The sequence below is a fragment of the Kushneria sp. EE4 genome (assembly GCF_977968315.1).
Genome location: NZ_OZ386212.1, coordinates 252507 through 269641, shown reverse-complemented (window position 1 = coordinate 269641; position 17135 = coordinate 252507). Strand labels below are relative to the sequence as shown.

At 62.9% G+C, this 17135-nt stretch carries 11 protein-coding genes; 2 read left to right on the top strand and 9 right to left on the bottom strand.

All coding sequences use genetic code 11. The features are described 5' to 3' along the window. Nucleotides 1–12: 12 nt before the first annotated feature. The 9 genes from gltB to pilM all read right to left on the bottom strand — a co-directional run bounded on the left by gltB (nucleotide 13) and on the right by pilM (nucleotide 13381). The gene (gltB, locus tag ACXMYO_RS01275) at nucleotides 13–4467 is read right to left on the bottom strand and encodes a glutamate synthase large subunit (protein ID WP_457807554.1); all 4455 of its coding nucleotides are present in this window, start codon (nucleotides 4465–4467) and stop codon (nucleotides 13–15) included. Nucleotides 4468–4930: 463 nt separating this feature from the next. Then, nucleotides 4931–6301, bottom strand: a complete 1371-nt coding sequence (locus ACXMYO_RS01270) for a CitMHS family transporter (protein WP_457807553.1) — start codon at nucleotides 6299–6301, stop codon at nucleotides 4931–4933. A gap of 353 nt (nucleotides 6302–6654) precedes the next feature. Further along, nucleotides 6655–7737 (bottom strand): 3-dehydroquinate synthase, encoded by a 1083-nt coding sequence (gene aroB / locus ACXMYO_RS01265; RefSeq protein ID WP_457807552.1) that lies wholly within the window; start codon nucleotides 7735–7737, stop codon nucleotides 6655–6657. Nucleotides 7738–7803: 66 nt separating this feature from the next. Beyond that, entirely contained in the window at nucleotides 7804–8373 is a 570-nt protein-coding gene (aroK, locus tag ACXMYO_RS01260) for a shikimate kinase AroK (RefSeq protein ID WP_438766255.1), read from the bottom strand. Next, nucleotides 8373–10535, bottom strand: coding sequence for a type IV pilus secretin PilQ (locus tag ACXMYO_RS01255; protein ID WP_457807551.1), 2163 nt, complete (start codon nucleotides 10533–10535; stop codon nucleotides 8373–8375). The genes aroK and ACXMYO_RS01255 overlap by 1 nt, the downstream gene beginning before the upstream one ends. Next, complete coding sequence (locus ACXMYO_RS01250; protein ID WP_457807550.1) at nucleotides 10532–11062, bottom strand: pilus assembly protein PilP; 531 nt, start codon at nucleotides 11060–11062, stop codon at nucleotides 10532–10534. The genes ACXMYO_RS01255 and ACXMYO_RS01250 overlap by 4 nt, the downstream gene beginning before the upstream one ends. After that, on the bottom strand, nucleotides 11059–11715 hold the full coding sequence (locus ACXMYO_RS01245) for a type 4a pilus biogenesis protein PilO (protein ID WP_457807549.1): 657 nt from the start codon (nucleotides 11713–11715) through the stop codon (nucleotides 11059–11061). The genes ACXMYO_RS01250 and ACXMYO_RS01245 overlap by 4 nt, the downstream gene beginning before the upstream one ends. Then, a complete protein-coding gene (locus ACXMYO_RS01240) occupies nucleotides 11712–12329 on the bottom strand; it encodes a PilN domain-containing protein (protein ID WP_457807548.1) in 618 nt (205 codons plus the stop codon). Before ACXMYO_RS01240 ends, ACXMYO_RS01245 begins: the two co-directional genes overlap by 4 nt. Next, on the bottom strand, nucleotides 12326–13381 hold the full coding sequence (gene pilM / locus ACXMYO_RS01235) for a type IV pilus assembly protein PilM (protein ID WP_457807547.1): 1056 nt from the start codon (nucleotides 13379–13381) through the stop codon (nucleotides 12326–12328). The genes ACXMYO_RS01240 and pilM overlap by 4 nt, the downstream gene beginning before the upstream one ends. Before the next feature lie 281 nt (nucleotides 13382–13662). Between pilM and ACXMYO_RS01230 the strand changes: the two genes are divergently transcribed. Continuing rightward, a complete protein-coding gene (locus ACXMYO_RS01230) occupies nucleotides 13663–16194 on the top strand; it encodes a PBP1A family penicillin-binding protein (protein WP_438766247.1) in 2532 nt (843 codons plus the stop codon). A gap of 59 nt (nucleotides 16195–16253) precedes the next feature. Then, nucleotides 16254–17093 (top strand): DUF481 domain-containing protein, encoded by an 840-nt coding sequence (locus tag ACXMYO_RS01225; protein WP_457807546.1) that lies wholly within the window; start codon nucleotides 16254–16256, stop codon nucleotides 17091–17093. Nucleotides 17094–17135 lie beyond the last annotated feature (42 nt).

The window sequence follows — 17135 nt, the reverse complement described above, 5'->3', positions numbered from 1 at the left end:
TGACGTCACTCCTTATTCGGGCCGGCGGCGGGATTCGGCCAGAAGGGTTCCAAGGCTTGCGGCCTTGGGCTTCACCAGCCAGAAATAGCGGACAAATTCGGTGAAGTCCTCAAGGATCTCCTGACCCCAGGCGGACCCGGTTTCAGCGACATATGCCTCGAGCGTTTCACGCAGGTAGCGCCGATAGGCTTCCATGTACTCGGTGTTGACGCGCTGGATCTCGACCAGCTCGTGGTTGTAGCTGTCCACGAATTCGCGATCCAGGTCGAGTACGAAGGCAAAGCCACCGGTCATGCCGGCACCGAAATTGAGTCCGGTCCTGCCCAGCACCGTGATGACCCCACCGGTCATGTACTCACAGCAGTGATCGCCGGCGCCTTCGATGACCGCAAAGGCCCCGGAGTTGCGCACGCCAAAGCGCTCGCCGGCCGTGCCCGCGGCATACAGCGTGCCGCCGGTCGCGCCATACAGACAGGTGTTGCCGATGATCGCCGTGTGACGGCTTTCAAACCGACTGTCCTTCGGCGGCGTGATGATCAGCGTGCCGCCGTTCATGCCCTTGCCGACGTAGTCGTTGGCATCGCCTTCGAGATACATGTTGAGCCCGCGCGCGTTCCACACGCCGAAGCTCTGGCCGGCCACGCCGGTCAGGCGCAGCGTGATCGGGGCGTCTTCAAGGCCCGCCTCGCCGTAGCGCTTGGCGATGGCGCCGGACAGCGTCGCACCGATCGAACGGTCGCAGTTGGTGGTCGTGAGATGGAACTCGCCGCCACTTTTCTCTTCGAGCGCCTCACGCGTCAGATCCATGATCTCGAGGTTTTTCTCGCCGCCGTCGTGGGGCATGTTGCGCTCCACCTGGCAGAACTGCGGCGCGTCATCGGGCACGAAATCGTTGTAAAGCAGCGATTCGAACTCGAGCGCGCGCTGGGAGCGGGTCTCGCCCTCGATCTTTTCGAGCAGATCCACCCGCCCAATCAGATCGGTGAGCTGTCGCACGCCCAGCATGGCCATCAGCTCGCGCACTTCCTCGGCGATGAAGCGGAAGTAGTTCTTGACCATGTCCACCGTGCCGCGGAAATGCTCGTCACGCAGCCCCTGATGCTGGGTAGCGACACCGGTAGCGCAGTTATTGAGGTGACAGATCCGCAGATACTTGCACCCCAGCGCGACCATCGGCGCGGTGCCAAAGCCGAAGCTCTCGGCGCCCAGAATCGCTGCCTTGACCACGTCCAGCCCGGTTTTCAGACCGCCGTCAGTCTGCAGACGAATCCGCCCGCGCATGCCGTTGATCCGCAGCGCCTGATGGACCTCGGGCAGTCCCAGCTCCCACGGCGAGCCGGCGTGCTTGATCGAGGTCAGCGGGCTGGCCGCGGTACCGCCGTCGTAGCCCGACACCGTAATCAGATCGGCGTAGGCCTTGGCCACACCGGTGGCGATGGTGCCGATGCCGGGCTCGGAGACCAGCTTGACCGACACCTGACCGGCCGGATTGACCTGTTTCAAATCAAAGATCAGCTGGGCCAGATCCTCGATGGAGTAGATATCGTGGTGCGGCGGCGGCGAGATCAGCGTCACACCGGGTACGGCGTAGCGAAGCTTGGCAATCAGCGCGTTGACCTTGCCCCCCGGTAGCTGACCGCCCTCGCCGGGCTTGGCGCCCTGCGCGACCTTGATCTGCATGACTTCGGCGTTGACCAGATAGGCCGGCGTCACGCCAAAGCGCCCGGAGGCGATCTGCTTGATCTTGGAGGAGCGAATCGTGCCGTAGCGCGCCGGGTCTTCCCCACCTTCGCCGGAGTTGGAGCGCCCGCCCGCCTCGTTCATGGCCTGGGCCAGCGACTCGTGCGCCTCGGGCGAGAGTGCGCCCAGTGACATGCCCGCGCTGTCAAAACGCGGCAGCAGGTTTTCGACCGGCTCGACCTCGCTCAGATCGATCGGCTCGGCGCCGGCCTTGAGCCTGAGCATGTCGCGGATGGTGGCCACCGGACGCTCGTTGACCAGCGCCGCAAACACCTTCCACTTCTCGAAGCTGCTCTCCTGCACGGCCTCCTGAAGCTTTTTGACCACATCCGGGTTGTAGGCGTGATACTCGTGGCCGTGCACGTAGCGGTAGATGCCACCCTGACGAATCGGCTTGCGCGCCGTCCAGGCATCCCGGGCCAGCAGCTCCTGCTGCAGCTGCAGTTCGGCAAAGCCGGTGCCCTCGATGCGCGAGGCCATGCCGTGAAAGCATAGATCCATGATCTCGGAGGACAGCCCTACCGCCTCGAACTGTTGCGAGCCGCGGTAGGAGGCGATGTGCGAAATGCCCATCTTGGACAGGATCTTGAAAAGCCCCTTTTGCAGACCGCGACGATAGTTTTCGCGCCCGTCTGCCGGATTGCCGGTCAGCTCGCCGCTGCGGTACATATCCGCCATGGTCTGATAGGCCAGCCACGGATAGACCGCCGTGGCCCCCACGCCGAAAAGCACCGCCATCTGATGGGCGTCGCGGGCAAAACCGGTCTCGACCACGATATTGATGCGCGGGCGCAGCGCCAGTCGACCCAGATGCTGATGCACCGCGCCCACGGCCAGTGCCGGATGAATCGGCAACTGGCCCTGTTCCAGACCGCTGTCGGAAAGCACCAGCACCACACAGCCCGCCCGCGCCTTCTCTTCGGCCTGCTGGCGCAAATGCAGGATGCCCTCTTTCAGGCTCATCGCCTCGCCGTCATACATCATCGGCAGGCGACAGCTGGTAAAGGCCGGGTCGTCATGCTCGGTCAGCGCGGTGAACTTGCGCGGTGACAGTACCGGCGTGGTCAGAATCAGGCGGTGGGCGTGATCGGGCGTGGCCTCGAACACGCTGCGCTCGGCGCCAAGACAGGTCTCCAGCGACATGACGATCGCTTCACGCAGCGGGTCGATCGGCGGATTGGTGACCTGGGCGAACTTCTGGCGGAAAAAGTCGCTCAGAAGCCGCGGCTGACGCGACAGTACGGCCATGGGGGTATCATCGCCCATCGAGCCGACCGCTTCCTGACCGGTTTCGGCCAGCGGCCGCAGCACCTGATCGCGCTCCTCGTTGGTCACAAGGAACATCTTCTCCATCGCCAGCAGCTGCTTGTCGTCTACCGGCTGGAATTCTGCCAGCTCGGTCAGCGCCGATTCCAGATAGTGGGCGTTTTCCTTGAGCCAGCGCTTGTACGGGTAGGCACGCTTGAGGCGGTCATCGACATCGGCGGTGTGAAGGACCTCACCGGTGTGGGTATCCACCGACAGGATCTGCCCCGGTCCGACGCGACCCTTGGCCACGACCGTCCCGGTGGGGTAGTTCCACACACCGATCTCCGAGGCCAGCGTGATATAGCCGTTGTCGGTGATCACCCAGCGCGCCGGGCGCAGACCGTTGCGATCCAGCATGCACACGGCGTGGCGGCCATCGGTCAACACGATGCCGGCCGGGCCGTCCCAGGCTTCCATGTGCATGGAGTTGTATTCGTAAAACGAGCGCAGCTCGCTGTCCATGGTCTCGACGTTCTGCCACGCCGGCGGCACCATCAAACGCACGGCGCGGTAGAGCTCCATACCGCCGGTCAGCAACAGCTCGAGCATGTTGTCCATGCTCGAGGAGTCGGACCCGGTGGTGTTGACGATCTCCTCGAGCCCTTCAATCTCCTTGAGCCGCTCGGTCGCAAAGTTTTCCTTGCGCGAATTGGCCCAGCTGCGGTTGGCCTCGATGGTGTTGATTTCGCCGTTGTGGGCCAGAAAACGAAACGGCTGGGCCAGCGGCCAGCGCGGCGCGGTATTGGTCGAAAAGCGCTGGTGGAAAACGCAGATCGAAGTCTCCAGGCGCTCATCGCTCAGGTCCTGATAAAACGTCGGCAGATCCGCCGGCATCATCAGCCCCTTGTAGGAGACCACTTTCGAGGAGAGCGAGCAGACGTAGAACTCCTCTTCGCCCTTGAGCTTTTGCTCGGCAAAGCGGCGCGCCATGTACAGATCGACGTTGAAGTCGAGATCGCTGTCACGGCCTTTGGCCGGGGAGACGAACATCTGTCGAATGCGCGGCTGGCATGACTGCGCCAGCGGCCCGCAGACGCTGTCGTCCACGGGCACGTCGCGCCAGCCGTGAAACGACAGGCCACGGGCGGCGAGTTCTTCCTCGACAACGCCTCGCGCCTTCATTTCACGCTCGTCGTCGTCGGGGAAGAACACCACGCCCACGGCGAAGTTATCCCCCAGCTCTGCCTGCAAAGACTCACGGGCGATATCGCGCATGAAGCCCGTGGGCATCCCCAGCAGCAGGCCGCAGCCATCGCCGGTCTTGCCGTCGGCGTTGATGCCGCCACGGTGCGTCATGCAGGTCAGGGATTCGATGGCAGTGGCAAGCAGGTCATGGCTTGACTGCCCTTCCATGTGGGCGATCAGGCCGAAACCGCAGTTGTCACGGAACTCGTCGGGCCGATGAAGACCTCTTGTCATGAACATGCCTCTCCGTAAACGCTAGAAAGCGAAGCATCAAGAAATTGACACGGTTGTAATGGGTCTAAAAGAAGGATACTCTGCCCGGTTGTTCTTGTTTCAGACAGCGCCTCTTGAGCGCCCGAGGTGGGAAAAGAGCTGCTTCGAGCATACGATAGACGGCCTGCGAGGCAAACCCCCTGCCACCCTCGCGATTTTGAAAAAACGACTCAATTTCGAAGGGTTACGACACACTCCTGCCAAAAAAGACAGTCTTCTCAAGACGTTAGGTCTGCACCCCGATGGCGCCTGAAGGCATTTACCGCCCTATAAAAGTGCGTGCCACCCCATGCCGTTTGTGCATGACCCATGCCTTTTTTGGTTCATGGCTTTCGACAGGCCTGATCGGTGGCGATGACAAAAAGGCCCGGAAGTCGTCTCCGGGCCTGGCATCGATAGTATTCAAGGCGTTTGACGGGCGGACTCAGTACAGACCGAAGAGATAGCCGACGACCATCATGATCAGGCTAAAGCCCCACAGATAGAGAAAGGCGTAGCGGATATAGCGCCCCATCTCGAGACCGGCCAGCCCGAGGGCCAGCCACAACGCCGGTGAAAACGGACTGATGAAGGTGCCCACGATGCTGCCGATCGACATGGCGTGCGCCACCGAGATCGGGTCCACGCCGGCACTGGCCGTGATCTGCTGAATGACCGGCAAAAGCGCGAAGTAGTAGGCATCGGTGCTGGTCAAAAGCTCCAGCGGCACCCCGATCGAACCGACAATGATGTGCAGCATGCCCACCGCCTGGCCGGGCAGCAGGCGCGTCACGTCCAGGGCAATGGATTCCAGCATGCCGGTGCCGTTGAGAATACCCAGAAAGGCGCCGGCGGCGGCAATGATCGCGCCCATGTTGAAGGCCTGCGGCGCGTACTGGGTGATCACGCGCGACTGCGCTGACAGGCTTGGATAGTTGAGCAAAAGCGCCACCGACAGCGACAGCATGAAGATATAGGCCGGGGCCATCAGACCCAGCGCCAACGACACGACCGTAATCAGTGTCAGCGCCGCGTTAATCCAGTAAAAGCGCGGCATGCCCGCACGACCCGGCGCAGTATTGTCACTGCTGTCGCCGTCGTGGGAAGTCTCCTGAGTCGCGGCCGTCCCCCGGGAGGCAATATCCGTGCTGCTGCCCGGCGGATAGTTGAGCGCGACCGCCGCCTCGACCCCACCGGCGGCATTGATACGACGCTTTTCGCGCAGCCCCAGCAGAAGCGCCCCGAGCACGGCCAGTACCACCCCGATCAGCTGTACCGGGATCAGCCCGTGCCAGAGCTCGTCGGGAGAGATATCGGTCACGGCCGCGGCCCGCCCGATCGGCCCGCCCCAGGGCACCATGTTCAAAATGCCCATACTGGTCGCCATCAGGGTCAGCATCAGATAGGGGCTCATGCCCAGCCGGCGATACAGTGGAATCAGCGCCGGCAAAACGATCAGAAAGGTCGCGGCACCGGCGCCATCCAGGTGCACACAGGCGGCCACCAGCGCCGTCATGACGGCCACGGCTACCACGTTGCCGCGTGTGAGCTTCACCATGGCGGTGATCAGCGGATCAAAGAGCCCGCGCTCCTTCATAATGGAGAAAAACAGGATGGCGAACATGAACATGAAGGCGACGCCTGCCACCTTGTTCACGCCCTGCTGAAAGAACTCCGAGATATCACCGATGCCAAAGCCGGCCAGCAACGCCCCAACAAAGGGAATGGCGCTGAGCGCGATGATCGGGATGACCTTTTCAAACAGCAAAAGGGTCACGATGGTAATGATGATGGCAAGGCCTATGAGGGTCAGCACCTTTCCTCTCCCGCGGTTGTTGTCCTGATGGGAAGCTGCCGGCACTCGACCGGCTGGAGCACAATCGAGCGAGAGTAGAGGGCCGGATACCGGCAAGGCAAAGCTTACACAACTGAAAGGAAAGGGTTTTTAAGCGCGGTGGTAACGATACAATAAGACCTTGGTCTCAGACGCCATCGAGCCGATGATAACCATTGTTATTCACGGCGGTTTTCAGGTTTCGAACCTGTCAGAAATGAAAGCCTCGATCGATGTAGCAATACTACTAAAGTTGAGGCCAAAAAATAGCCGATGCGTCATCGCATCGGCCACCGTGACAGGGAAATGCCCTGCATCAGAAAAGACGCATTAAGCTAGCGCCTTTCCCAGTTGTCCAGAAGCTCATGGACTGTTGCCTCGTTGACCTCATCGGTAATACAGGCCTCACCCAGCGCCTTTAAAAGCACCAGCCGCAGGCGCGCATCGGTGACCTTCTTGTCCAGATGCATCAGCTCCAGAAACCGCTCGGCGCTGACAGCGCCCGGCGCATGACGCGGCAGGCCCGCCGCATCAAGCAGAGATGCCACCCGATCGACGGCCGCCTCATCCAGCCAGCCAAGACGCTGCGACAGAGACGTTGCCATCATCATGCCGGCACCGACCGCCTCACCGTGCAGCCAGTTGCCGTAACCCATGGCGGTTTCGATGGCATGGCCAAAGGTGTGGCCCAGGTTGAGATGGGCGCGCACGCCCTGCTCGGTCTCATCTTCCACCACGATCTCGGCCTTGACCGCGCAGCTTTTTAAAATCGCCTCGGTCAGAAGCGGCGCCTCCAGCGCGCGAAGGCCTGACATGTTGTCTTCAAGCCAGGTCATGAAGGGCTCATCGCGAATCAGGCCGTACTTGATCACCTCGGCAAGCCCGGCGGTGAGCTCACGCGCCGGCAGCGTGTTCAGCGTATCGGTATCCACGATCACCGCGCGCGGCTGATGGAAGGCACCGATCATGTTCTTGCCGCGGGGATGATTAACGCCGGTCTTGCCACCTACCGAGGAGTCCACCTGCGCCAGCAGCGTGGTCGGCACCTGGATAAAGGCGATGCCGCGCTGATAGCTGGCCGCCGCAAAACCGGTCATGTCGCCGGTCACACCGCCGCCCAGCGCGATCAGAGTCGCCCGTCGATTAAAGCCGGCCGCCAGCAGGGCGTCCCAGATGCGCTCGACGTGCTCGAGATTTTTGGTCGCCTCACCGTCGGGCAGGACCACCTCGTGGACATCATAGCCGGCCAGTGACGCCTTCAATCGCTCGAGATACAGCGGCGCCACCGTCTCGTTGGTCACGATCATGACCTGGCGACCGGCAAGATGCGGCGTCAAAAGCGAGGCGTCATCCAGAAGACCCGGGCCGACATGAATGGGGTAGTGACGATCCGGCAATTCCACCGTGAGGGTCTGCATCTGCGACATCCGTTGATCAGTAAGGAATGGATGGCGGCGCCTCGTGCCGGCGCCGACAGGCATCGGCTAAAGCGAGTAGCCCGGCACATCGGAGTGACAGCCGCGCGAGGTACTGGTCGCATAGCGTCGGGTACGCCGCCGGATCTCGGCGACCACCGAGCGCGGGCTGCGCCGGTCGGTGCTGACAATCAGGGTGGCGGTATCGCGATAGAGCGGGTCACGCAGCTCCAGAAGCTCGCGCAGGCGCTGCTCCGGGTCGGCGCACTGTAAAAGCGGGCGATTACGATCGCGCGCCGTGCGCCGGAGCTGCTGCTCGACGGTGGTGGAGAGATAGATGACCACGCCCCGCTCGCGCAACAGGCGCCGGTTGGTGGGATGCATGACCGCGCCACCGCCGGTAGCCATCACGATGCCCTGATAGCGAGTAATTTCATCGATGACCTGGGCTTCGCGAATGCGAAACCCGGCCTCGCCCTCGACATCGAATATCCAGGGAATATTGCAGCCACAGCGATGCTCGATAACGTGGTCGCTATCGAAAAAATCACGATGCAGCTCGGCCGCCAGCGTGCGGCCGATGGTACTTTTGCCGGTCCCCATCGGGCCGACCAGAAACAGATTGGGTAAAGCCTGCATTAGCGCACCGTCAGGGTGTCCTCAAGGATCCTTGGCGTAATGAACACCAGCAATTCTACCTTTTCATTGGACTGTTCGGTATAGCGAAACAGTCGACCAAGGCCCGGCAGGTCCCCCAGAAACGGGGTCTTGTACAGATTATTGACCTGCTCGGTAGAGAGGATACCGCCAAGTACGACCGTTTCACCATCGTTGACCAGTACCTGGGTCTGAATTTGATTGGTATCGATGGCCGGTACACCGTTGTACTGGCTGCTGGAGACGTCGTCGTTATTGACGATCAGATCCATGATGATGCGATTGTCCGGCGTGATCTGCGGCGTAACCTCGAGCGACAGCACGGCCTCCTTGAACTGGACGGTGGTGCCGGTCAGAGTGTTGTCACCGCCCTGCTGATACGGAATTTCCTGACCCTGCTTGATCAACGCCGGATGCTGGTTGGCCGTGATCACCTTGGGCTGGGAGATCGTCTGGCTCTTGCCTTCGGATTCCAGCGCATTGAGCTCCAGGTCCAGCAGCACATCGCCCGAGAGATAGCCAAAGCTGAAACCGGTGGTCGGCGCCACGGCATTGCCCAGATCCACGCTCAGTCCGCCGTTGGTGGCAATGCCGCTGGAGGCGCCGGCCAGATTGATGCCGCTGGACGGCGTGCCCGGACGCGACAGCCCCCAGCGCACGCCCAGCTGATTGACCACCCGGTCACGCGCAATCACGATGCGCGCCTCGATCTGGACCTGGCGCACCGGCACGTCCAGATGGTCAATGGTGCGCCGGATCGCCTCGATGCGCTCGCGGGTATCCTGCACCAAAAGCGTGTTGGTGCGCTCATCCACCGACACGTGCCCGCGCTCGGACAAGAGCCCCAGGCCCTGCTCACCGCGCAAAAGGGCGGCCATATTGATCGCCTTGGCGTAGCGCATCTGTAGATAGTCGGTGGTCAGTGCCTCGTTGGCAGACAGGCTCTGATCGGCCTGGGCGACGCGCTGCGCCATGCCGGCCAGCTCTTCCCCGGGGGCCACCAGCAACACATCACCGCTGCGGCGACTGGCCAGCCCCCGGGTCTGCAAAATCAGATCCAGCGCCTGATCCCACGGCACCTGGCGCAGATTGATTGTCACGTTGCCGCTGACGGTGTCGCTGACCACCAGATTGAGCCCGACCTCGTCGGCCAGAATCGACAGCACCGTGCGCACGTCAATATCTTCGAAATTCAGCGAGATGCGCTTGCCATCAAAGGGAAACTGCGACTGCTGACGACCGGCCGCGGCCGAATCATTGGGTGAAACCCGGATAACCGCCTCGCGACCGCGCTGGGTAGCCATCGCCACCGCCCCCGGCGCCATGGCAAGCGTGAGCACCACATCCTCACCGGACTGTGACGGCGTCACCCGCGATACAGGTGTGGCAAAGTCGCTGACATCCACGATGCGCTGCCACTGCGGCGTCAGGCGCACACCGCTTAAACGCACGCGCGCCTGATCGCCCTGCACATCCAGCTGCGGCGAGATGCCCTGCCGGTCCAGCGTCACGACCAGTTCCCCGGCGCCCTGCCCCAGGGCGCGATAATCGATATCCTCGATCCGGGCACGGGCGTCGCTGGCCGCGGCGCGGCTGTCGTAGCCCCAACTGACCGCACCACTTGCCTGAACGGCGGCAATGCGCTGCAGAAGATCGCCGCCCTGGCCTGCGCCGCGGCCCTGCCCGCCCTCGCCGAGTCTGACCTCCAGCACGTTGCCCAGCGCAGAGAGCTGCCAGCCGACCGGACGCGCCATGGCGACGATAACGCGCAGCTGATCCCCCGACACGCGCGCCTCAGCACCACTGACACTCACCCCGGAAAGCGGCACGCGCGAGCCCGCAAGACGACTGCCGACGCCGTCGAAATCCAGCACCAGCCGCTGCGGCGCACTCAGCATGGTGGATTGCGGCACATCAACGGCGCCGTCGAAGGTCAGCCGAACGATGTCCTGGCCCTGATCCGGGCGCAGTGAAATATCGGTCAGTGAGGCCGCGCTCGAAAGCGAGGCGGTCACAAGCAGCAAAAGACCCGCCCAAAGCGCCGTGACATGACGCCAGACCCGGCGCTGGCCCATCGTTTCGGTCAAAAGACGCAGACCGTTCAAGCGGCTTGCGCGGTACAGATCGTTACCCTTGTGGGTCATGAGGTTGCTCCCAGCGTCAGCGTGCGGCTGACTTCACTGAAACCGCCGCTGCCATCCGGCGAAAGCTCCGTAATCTCGATATGGTCACTGCCAATGCGCGTGACCCGTCCATTGTTCTCACCGATATGCTGGCGATGCTGAAGGCGCACGACCCGCCCGTCCGGCGTGCGAATCAGCGCGATCGTGCGACCGTCCACGCTCAGGGTGCCGACCAGTCGCAGGGCGCTCAGGGCGTAATTTTCCAGCGGCTCGCGCGCGCGCTCCGGGTCCGGTCTGACGCTGCTCGGTGGCGGTGTTTCGGCAGGCACCGCGGCCACCATGCCCGGGGCCGCCGCAAAGGGGCTGCGCCGCGCGTGCGCGTCGTAGCGCAGCGGCTGATACGCCGGCTGCTCGGGCAGCGCGTCCAGATGGCCGACCGGACGATTTCGCAGCGTTTCAAGCTCGGCATCCAGCTGCGCCGCCCTGTCCTCCCCGCAGCCCCACAGCCCCAGACACAGCGCCAGCATGATCAGGCAGGGGGCTCTCATGGCGTCACCGTCCCGGCCGACGCTTCGCCGACCTGCTCGGGCTCATAGCGATAGGTCTCGGCCTGCAGCGACAGCACCAGTGCTTCATCCGTCTCGCTCTCGGAGGGGGCCAGGGTAAAATCGTGCAGCGTCACGATGCGCGGCAGCTCCGCCACCCTCGAAGTGAACGCGGCCAGGCGGTGGTAATCACCGCGCACCTGAATATTTAGTGGCTGGGTGATGTAGAAAGGGTGTGATTCGGCGGGTGCCAGCCGGATGAAATCGATCTCGAGCTGCTGACCGCGAGCGGCGTCGCTGATGTCGTCAAGCAGCGCCGGCACCTCACTGTCGGTGGGCAGCATGCTTAAAAGCGTACCCATGCGTACGTCCAGCTCCTGCATGCGCCGTTCCAGCAGCGGCAGGTTGGCCGCCTGGAAGGCCCGCGTGGCGTACTGCGACTTCAGGGTTTCCACCTGAGCGCGGGCGTCATCCACCTCATCTGCCACGGGTGTGGCCAGAAACCATTGCGCGCCCAGCGCCACAACCCCCACGACCAGAGCGCAGGTGATGACCCGCAAAAGCCACGGCCAGCTGCCGCCCTCCTCGAAGCTCAGCTCGGAAAGGCGCGTCTGGCACAGGCGCTGCCATTCAAGACGCCAGTCGACAGATCTCATGACGACGTCTCCGATGCCGCCGGCCCTGTTGCCTGTTCATCACGCAATGCCCGCTCGGGCACCTGCAGATTGAAACGACGCTGGCTTGAGCGCTCGCTTTCGGCGCGCACATCCAGCAGCAGCGGCTCGCCCAGCACCGGTGCGCTGGCGAGCGCGCGCATCTGATCGGAGACCTGACGGTTGGTGCTCGCCAGCCCGCTGATATCGAGCTGCCCGTCATGACGCTCGATCCGGTCGTAGACCACCCCGTCGCCCAGGGTATCGGTCAGCGCCTGAAAAAGCGCCACCGTCTGGGGCCGGGAGAACTGCAGCCGGCGAATCAGCTCGATGCGCTCCTGCATCTGATGACGCTGTTCATCGAGAGCGCGCCCCTGGGTAATATCGTGCTCAAGGTCATCCGTGCGCTGCTGGATATGGGCGATATCGGCGTTGACACGACCGAGCTGGTAGTGCTGCCAGAACTGACATAAAAATCCGATGCCAAGCCCCAGCAGCACGCTGAATGCCAGCCAGAGATGAAACCGCCGGGTGCGGCGTTCGCGGGCCTGCTCACGCCAGGGCAGCAGATTGATATCGATACGGACATCGCCGGGCGTTGCCACTACCGTGTTCATGTCAGTGACCTCATGGCCAGACCACAGGCGGTCATCATGGCGGGCGCGTCCAGGGCAAGGCGGGCACTGTCGATGCCGCTGGCGATGCGCATGCTGGCAAACGGATTGGCCGGCACCACTTCAAGGCGGCTCTCCTCGGCCAGGCGCTCGGCCAGCCCCTCGATGACGCTGGAGCCGCCGGCCAGAATCAGCCGATCGATCTCGCAGGCCCCGGCCGTGGTGTAGTAAAGCTTCAGCGAGCGCATGATCTGCTGTACCAGCGACTCCCGGAACGGATGCAGAATGCGCTGGCGGTAGTCCGGCAGATCGTTGGTTTTCTTGGCACGCCCGGCCTCGTCAAAGGTCAGACGATAGTGCTGGCGAATTTCGTCGGTCAGCTGGCGCCCGCCCATGACGTTGTCGCGGGTGTGGACGATGCGCCCCCGGTGAAAGATGTGAAAGGCCGTCATGCTGGCACCGATATCGATCAGGGCACTGCCCCGGTCGGGGCGATGGGTCATTCGGGAGAGCAGGTAGCGGGTGGCACGCTCCATGGCGAACATTTCGACATCCACCACCGCAGGCTCAAGCCCGACCTGCTCCAGCACATCGGTCAGCAGCTGCATGTCCTGGCGGCGACAGGCCACCAGCAGGATGTCCTGCTGATCGTCGTAGCGGGCGTTGACCCCCAGACGCTGAAAGTCGAGCGTTACTTCGTTGAACGGAAACGGGATATGCTTGTCCGATTCCATGGCAATACGCTGGGCAATATCGTTGTCGTCAAACGACACCGGCATGCTCAGCACCTTGGTGATCACGGTACCGGTGGGCACGGCCACCACGGCGCGGCGCGCGCGCGGCCCGGCATGGTCGATGGCACGAGACAGCGTCATGACGACCTGATCCATATCACGAATGCGCCGCTCCACCACGGCGCGGTCCACCAGCGGGCGCACGGCCCAGGAGGCCACGCGCCAATGATCCCCCGAGCGCTCAAGCTCAAGCAGCTTGACGGTGGCCGAGGTAATGTCCACGCCGATCAACCCCTGTGTCGCACGTCCGAAACCCAGCACTCAAGCTCTCCGGCCAATGACCCGCCTTATGCGGACATTGTTTATAACGCGTTGGAGACTGCCGTGAAGTCGCAAATAACGGGGTTTACACACGCTTTAAACGGTTTTAAAAGCGATCACTCTGTGCTCGACTACCCATTAACGCTGGTCGCCCTGGCACCGGCTACTTATAATGCCCGGCTTGCTGGTTCCTTATTCCCGCGCGGTCTTCGACGACGACGCCAGACGGTCACCGATGTCCTGCGGACCCAAGCCCGCCTCATTGACGGAACACGTGTTACATGACGTTCATCAAGCGCCTGGTTTTCCACCTCTTTTTTCTGCTGCTTGCCATCACGGCGGGCATTGCGCTTTCAGTAGCTGGCGCTGCGCTCTACTTTGCCCCCAGCCTGCCCGACGTTCATCAGCTGCAGGACTACCAGCTCGAGATGCCGCTGCGGGTCTATACCAGTGATGACAAGCTCATCGGTGAGTTCGGCGCTCAGCGCCGCCAGCTGGTCAAGGGAGACGAGATTCCTCAGGACTTCATCAATGCCCTGCTGGCCGCCGAAGACGCCGGCTTCTATCAGCATCCGGGCGTGGACCCGCGCGGCCTGATGCGCGCCGCCCTGGAGCTGGGCACCAGCGGTCGCATCCGCTCCGGCGGCAGCACCATTACCATGCAGGTGGCCCGTAACTACCTGCTCACGCTTGATCAGACCTTTACCCGCAAGATTCGCGAGATCCTGCTGTCGCTGCAGATGGAACAGATTCTCTCCAAGCAGCAGATTCTCGAGCTCTACGTCAACAAGATCTATCTGGGTCAGGGCGCTTACGGTGTGGGTGCGGCCGCCGAGGCCTATTTCGACAAGCCGCTCAACGAGCTGAGCCTGCCGGAACTGGCCACCATCGCCGGGCTGCCCAAGGCGCCGTCGAGCCTGAACCCGATCAGCAGTCCTCAGCGCTCGCTGATTCGCCGCAACTGGGTGCTGCTGCGCATGAACCAGCTGGGTCTGATCGACCAGAACGCCTATCAAAACGCAGTTCAGGCGCCGATCGAAACCCGTCGTCATCACACCCAGCCTGACGTTCAGGCCCCGTGGGTGGCCGAAATGGCGCGCCAGTACGCCGTCGAGCGCTTTGGTGACGACGCCTACACCGGCAACTACCGTATCGTCACCACCCTTGACAGCGAGATGCAGGAAGCCGCCCGCAACGCGCTGATCAACGGTCTGGTGGACTATGACACCCGTCACGGCTGGCGCGGCGCAGAAGAAAGCGACATTCCGGCCAGCCTGTCGGAAGCCCAGGACCGCACCGACCGGGCCGGACTTGAAGAAGAGCTCTCCGAGTCACCGGAAGTCGAAAGTACTGCCCGCGAGGCCGCGGCACGCAGCAAGACTACCGTGGCCGGCATCGACGGCGATGTCAGCAACTGGCAGCGCGTGCTCGATGCCACGCCGCGTCTGGGCCCGCTGCAGCCGGCCATCGTGATCGACACCAATGGCCGCACCATGCGTGTGCTTGATGACAACGATGAGGTCATCACCATCGAGTGGCCGGGCCTTGAATGGGCGGCACGCTACCTGAGCCCGCGTGGCCGTGCGGCGGCGCCGAGCAGTGCCGGACAGATTGCCGATCGCGGCGATCTGGTTCGCATCATGGAGCGCACCCGCGGTGACGGCTGGCGTCTGGCACAGATGCCGCAGGCCGAAGGCGCACTGGTGTCGCTGGACCCGCAGACCGGCGCACTCAGAGCCCTGCAGGGCGGTTTCAGCTTCGCCAGCAGCAAGTTCAACCGCGTCACCCAGGCACGCCGCCAGCCCGGTTCCAACTTCAAGCCCTTCATCTATCTGGCCGCGCTTGAAAGCGGCATGACACCGGCCACCATCGTCAACGATGCCCCGATCGTGCAGGCCGGTATCGGCAATCAGGACGCCTGGCGCCCGGAGAACTCCGAGCGCAGTTTCGGTGGCCCCACGCGTCTGCGCGTGGGCCTGTATCGCTCGCTGAATCTGGTGACCATTCGTACCCTGCAGTCGGTGGGTCTGGACAACACCATCGACTTTCTGGTGAACATGGGCTTTGAGCGCAATCGGCTGCCACAGGGCCTGTCGCTGGCGCTGGGCACGGCCGAGCTGACGCCGCTGGAGATTGCCCGCGGCTACGCCGAGATCGCCAACGGCGGTTTCCGCATCAAGCCGTGGTTCATCGAGCGCGTCACTCAGGGCGAGGACGGTCCCAACCTGCTGGAAGAGACCAACCCGCCGGCAGCGTGTCGCGAGTGCGATCCGATGGATGCCACCGTCACCATCGGTGAGCGCACCTATCCAATCGCCGAGCGCGTGGCCTCGCCCGAATCGGTGTACATGCTGCGCACCATGATGCGCGATGTGATCGAGCGCGGCACCGGTCGCGCCGCCCTGTCGCTCAATCGCGGGGATATTGCCGGCAAGACCGGGACCACCAACGATCAGCGTGATGCCTGGTTCTCCGGGTTCAACAGCAACGTGGCCACCAGCGTGTGGGTCGGCAAGGACACCAACGAAACCATTGCCGAATACGGCGCCCAGGCCGCGCTGCCCATCTGGAACGACTTCATGGGCACGGTGCTTCAGGGCACGCCCGAGGCCACGCCGAATGCGCCCGAAGATATCGTGACGGTGCGTATCGATCCCGATACCGGCAAGCGTCTGCATGACGAAGACGGCGGCGGCATCACCGAGATCTTTAGAAAGGACAATCTGCCGCCTTATCAGCAGCGCTCGATTCGTCCTGAACTTGAATCGGAAAGCGGCTCTCAGGGTACCGGCAGCTACGACGCCATTTTCTGATCGTGCCATATGCCTGCCCGGGCACAACCGGGCAGGTATTCAAACCGCAGTGAAACTTCATGACCATGCGCCCACCCGCTCACGCCAACATCGATGTCACGACCGCGCCTGCGCCGGTTGCTCTGTCCTTCCCGTTACCGGCCCTGCGCCGGCGTATCGGCTTTTTTGTGCTGGTCGCTCTTGCCTGCTGGCACAACAGCGCCCGGGCGGCCGACTCGCTGTTCTATGCCCCGCCGCCGCCCAGCGACGATGCCGTGCCCTTTTCGGGCGCCATCGAGCTTGGCTATACCTCGCTGTCCGGCAACACCAACACCGAGACGCTGCTGGGCAAGGGTCGCATCACCTGGTATGACCAGGCCTGGACACATACCACCCGCGCCGAGGTGAAAAGCGTCAGCGACAGCGAAAACACCACTGCCGAGCAGTATCTTTTCAGTCAGCGCGAGCGCTACTCGCTGGGAGATTCTCCCAACTACCTCTTCGGGCTGGCGCGCTATGAAAAGGAGCGCTTTTCGGGCTACGACAATCAGTTCACGACCATCATCGGCTACGGTCGCCAGATCTTTGATACCGACCTTCAGGCGCTGTCGCTGGAGGCGGGCCCGGGCTATCGCTTTGACGACTACGAAAACGGCGGCAGCCGACACATGGTGCTGGGCTATCTGGCGGCCGACTACGCCCTGTCGCTGTCGGATACGGCCAGCTTCATTCAGCAGTTTTCGGTCGAAGGCGCCGACGACAACGTGACCCTTCGCGCCTACTCGGCCATCTCGGTTGCCATCAATTCCAGCCTGTCGCTGCGGGTGTCCCACGACATCAAAAGCAACTCCAATCCGCCGCGCGAGGCGGATGCCAAGACTGATCGCACCACGGCAGCGTCGGTGGTTTACAACTTCTAACGCCGGCCAACGTTTCGGCCCACGAAGACATCAGGTCTCACA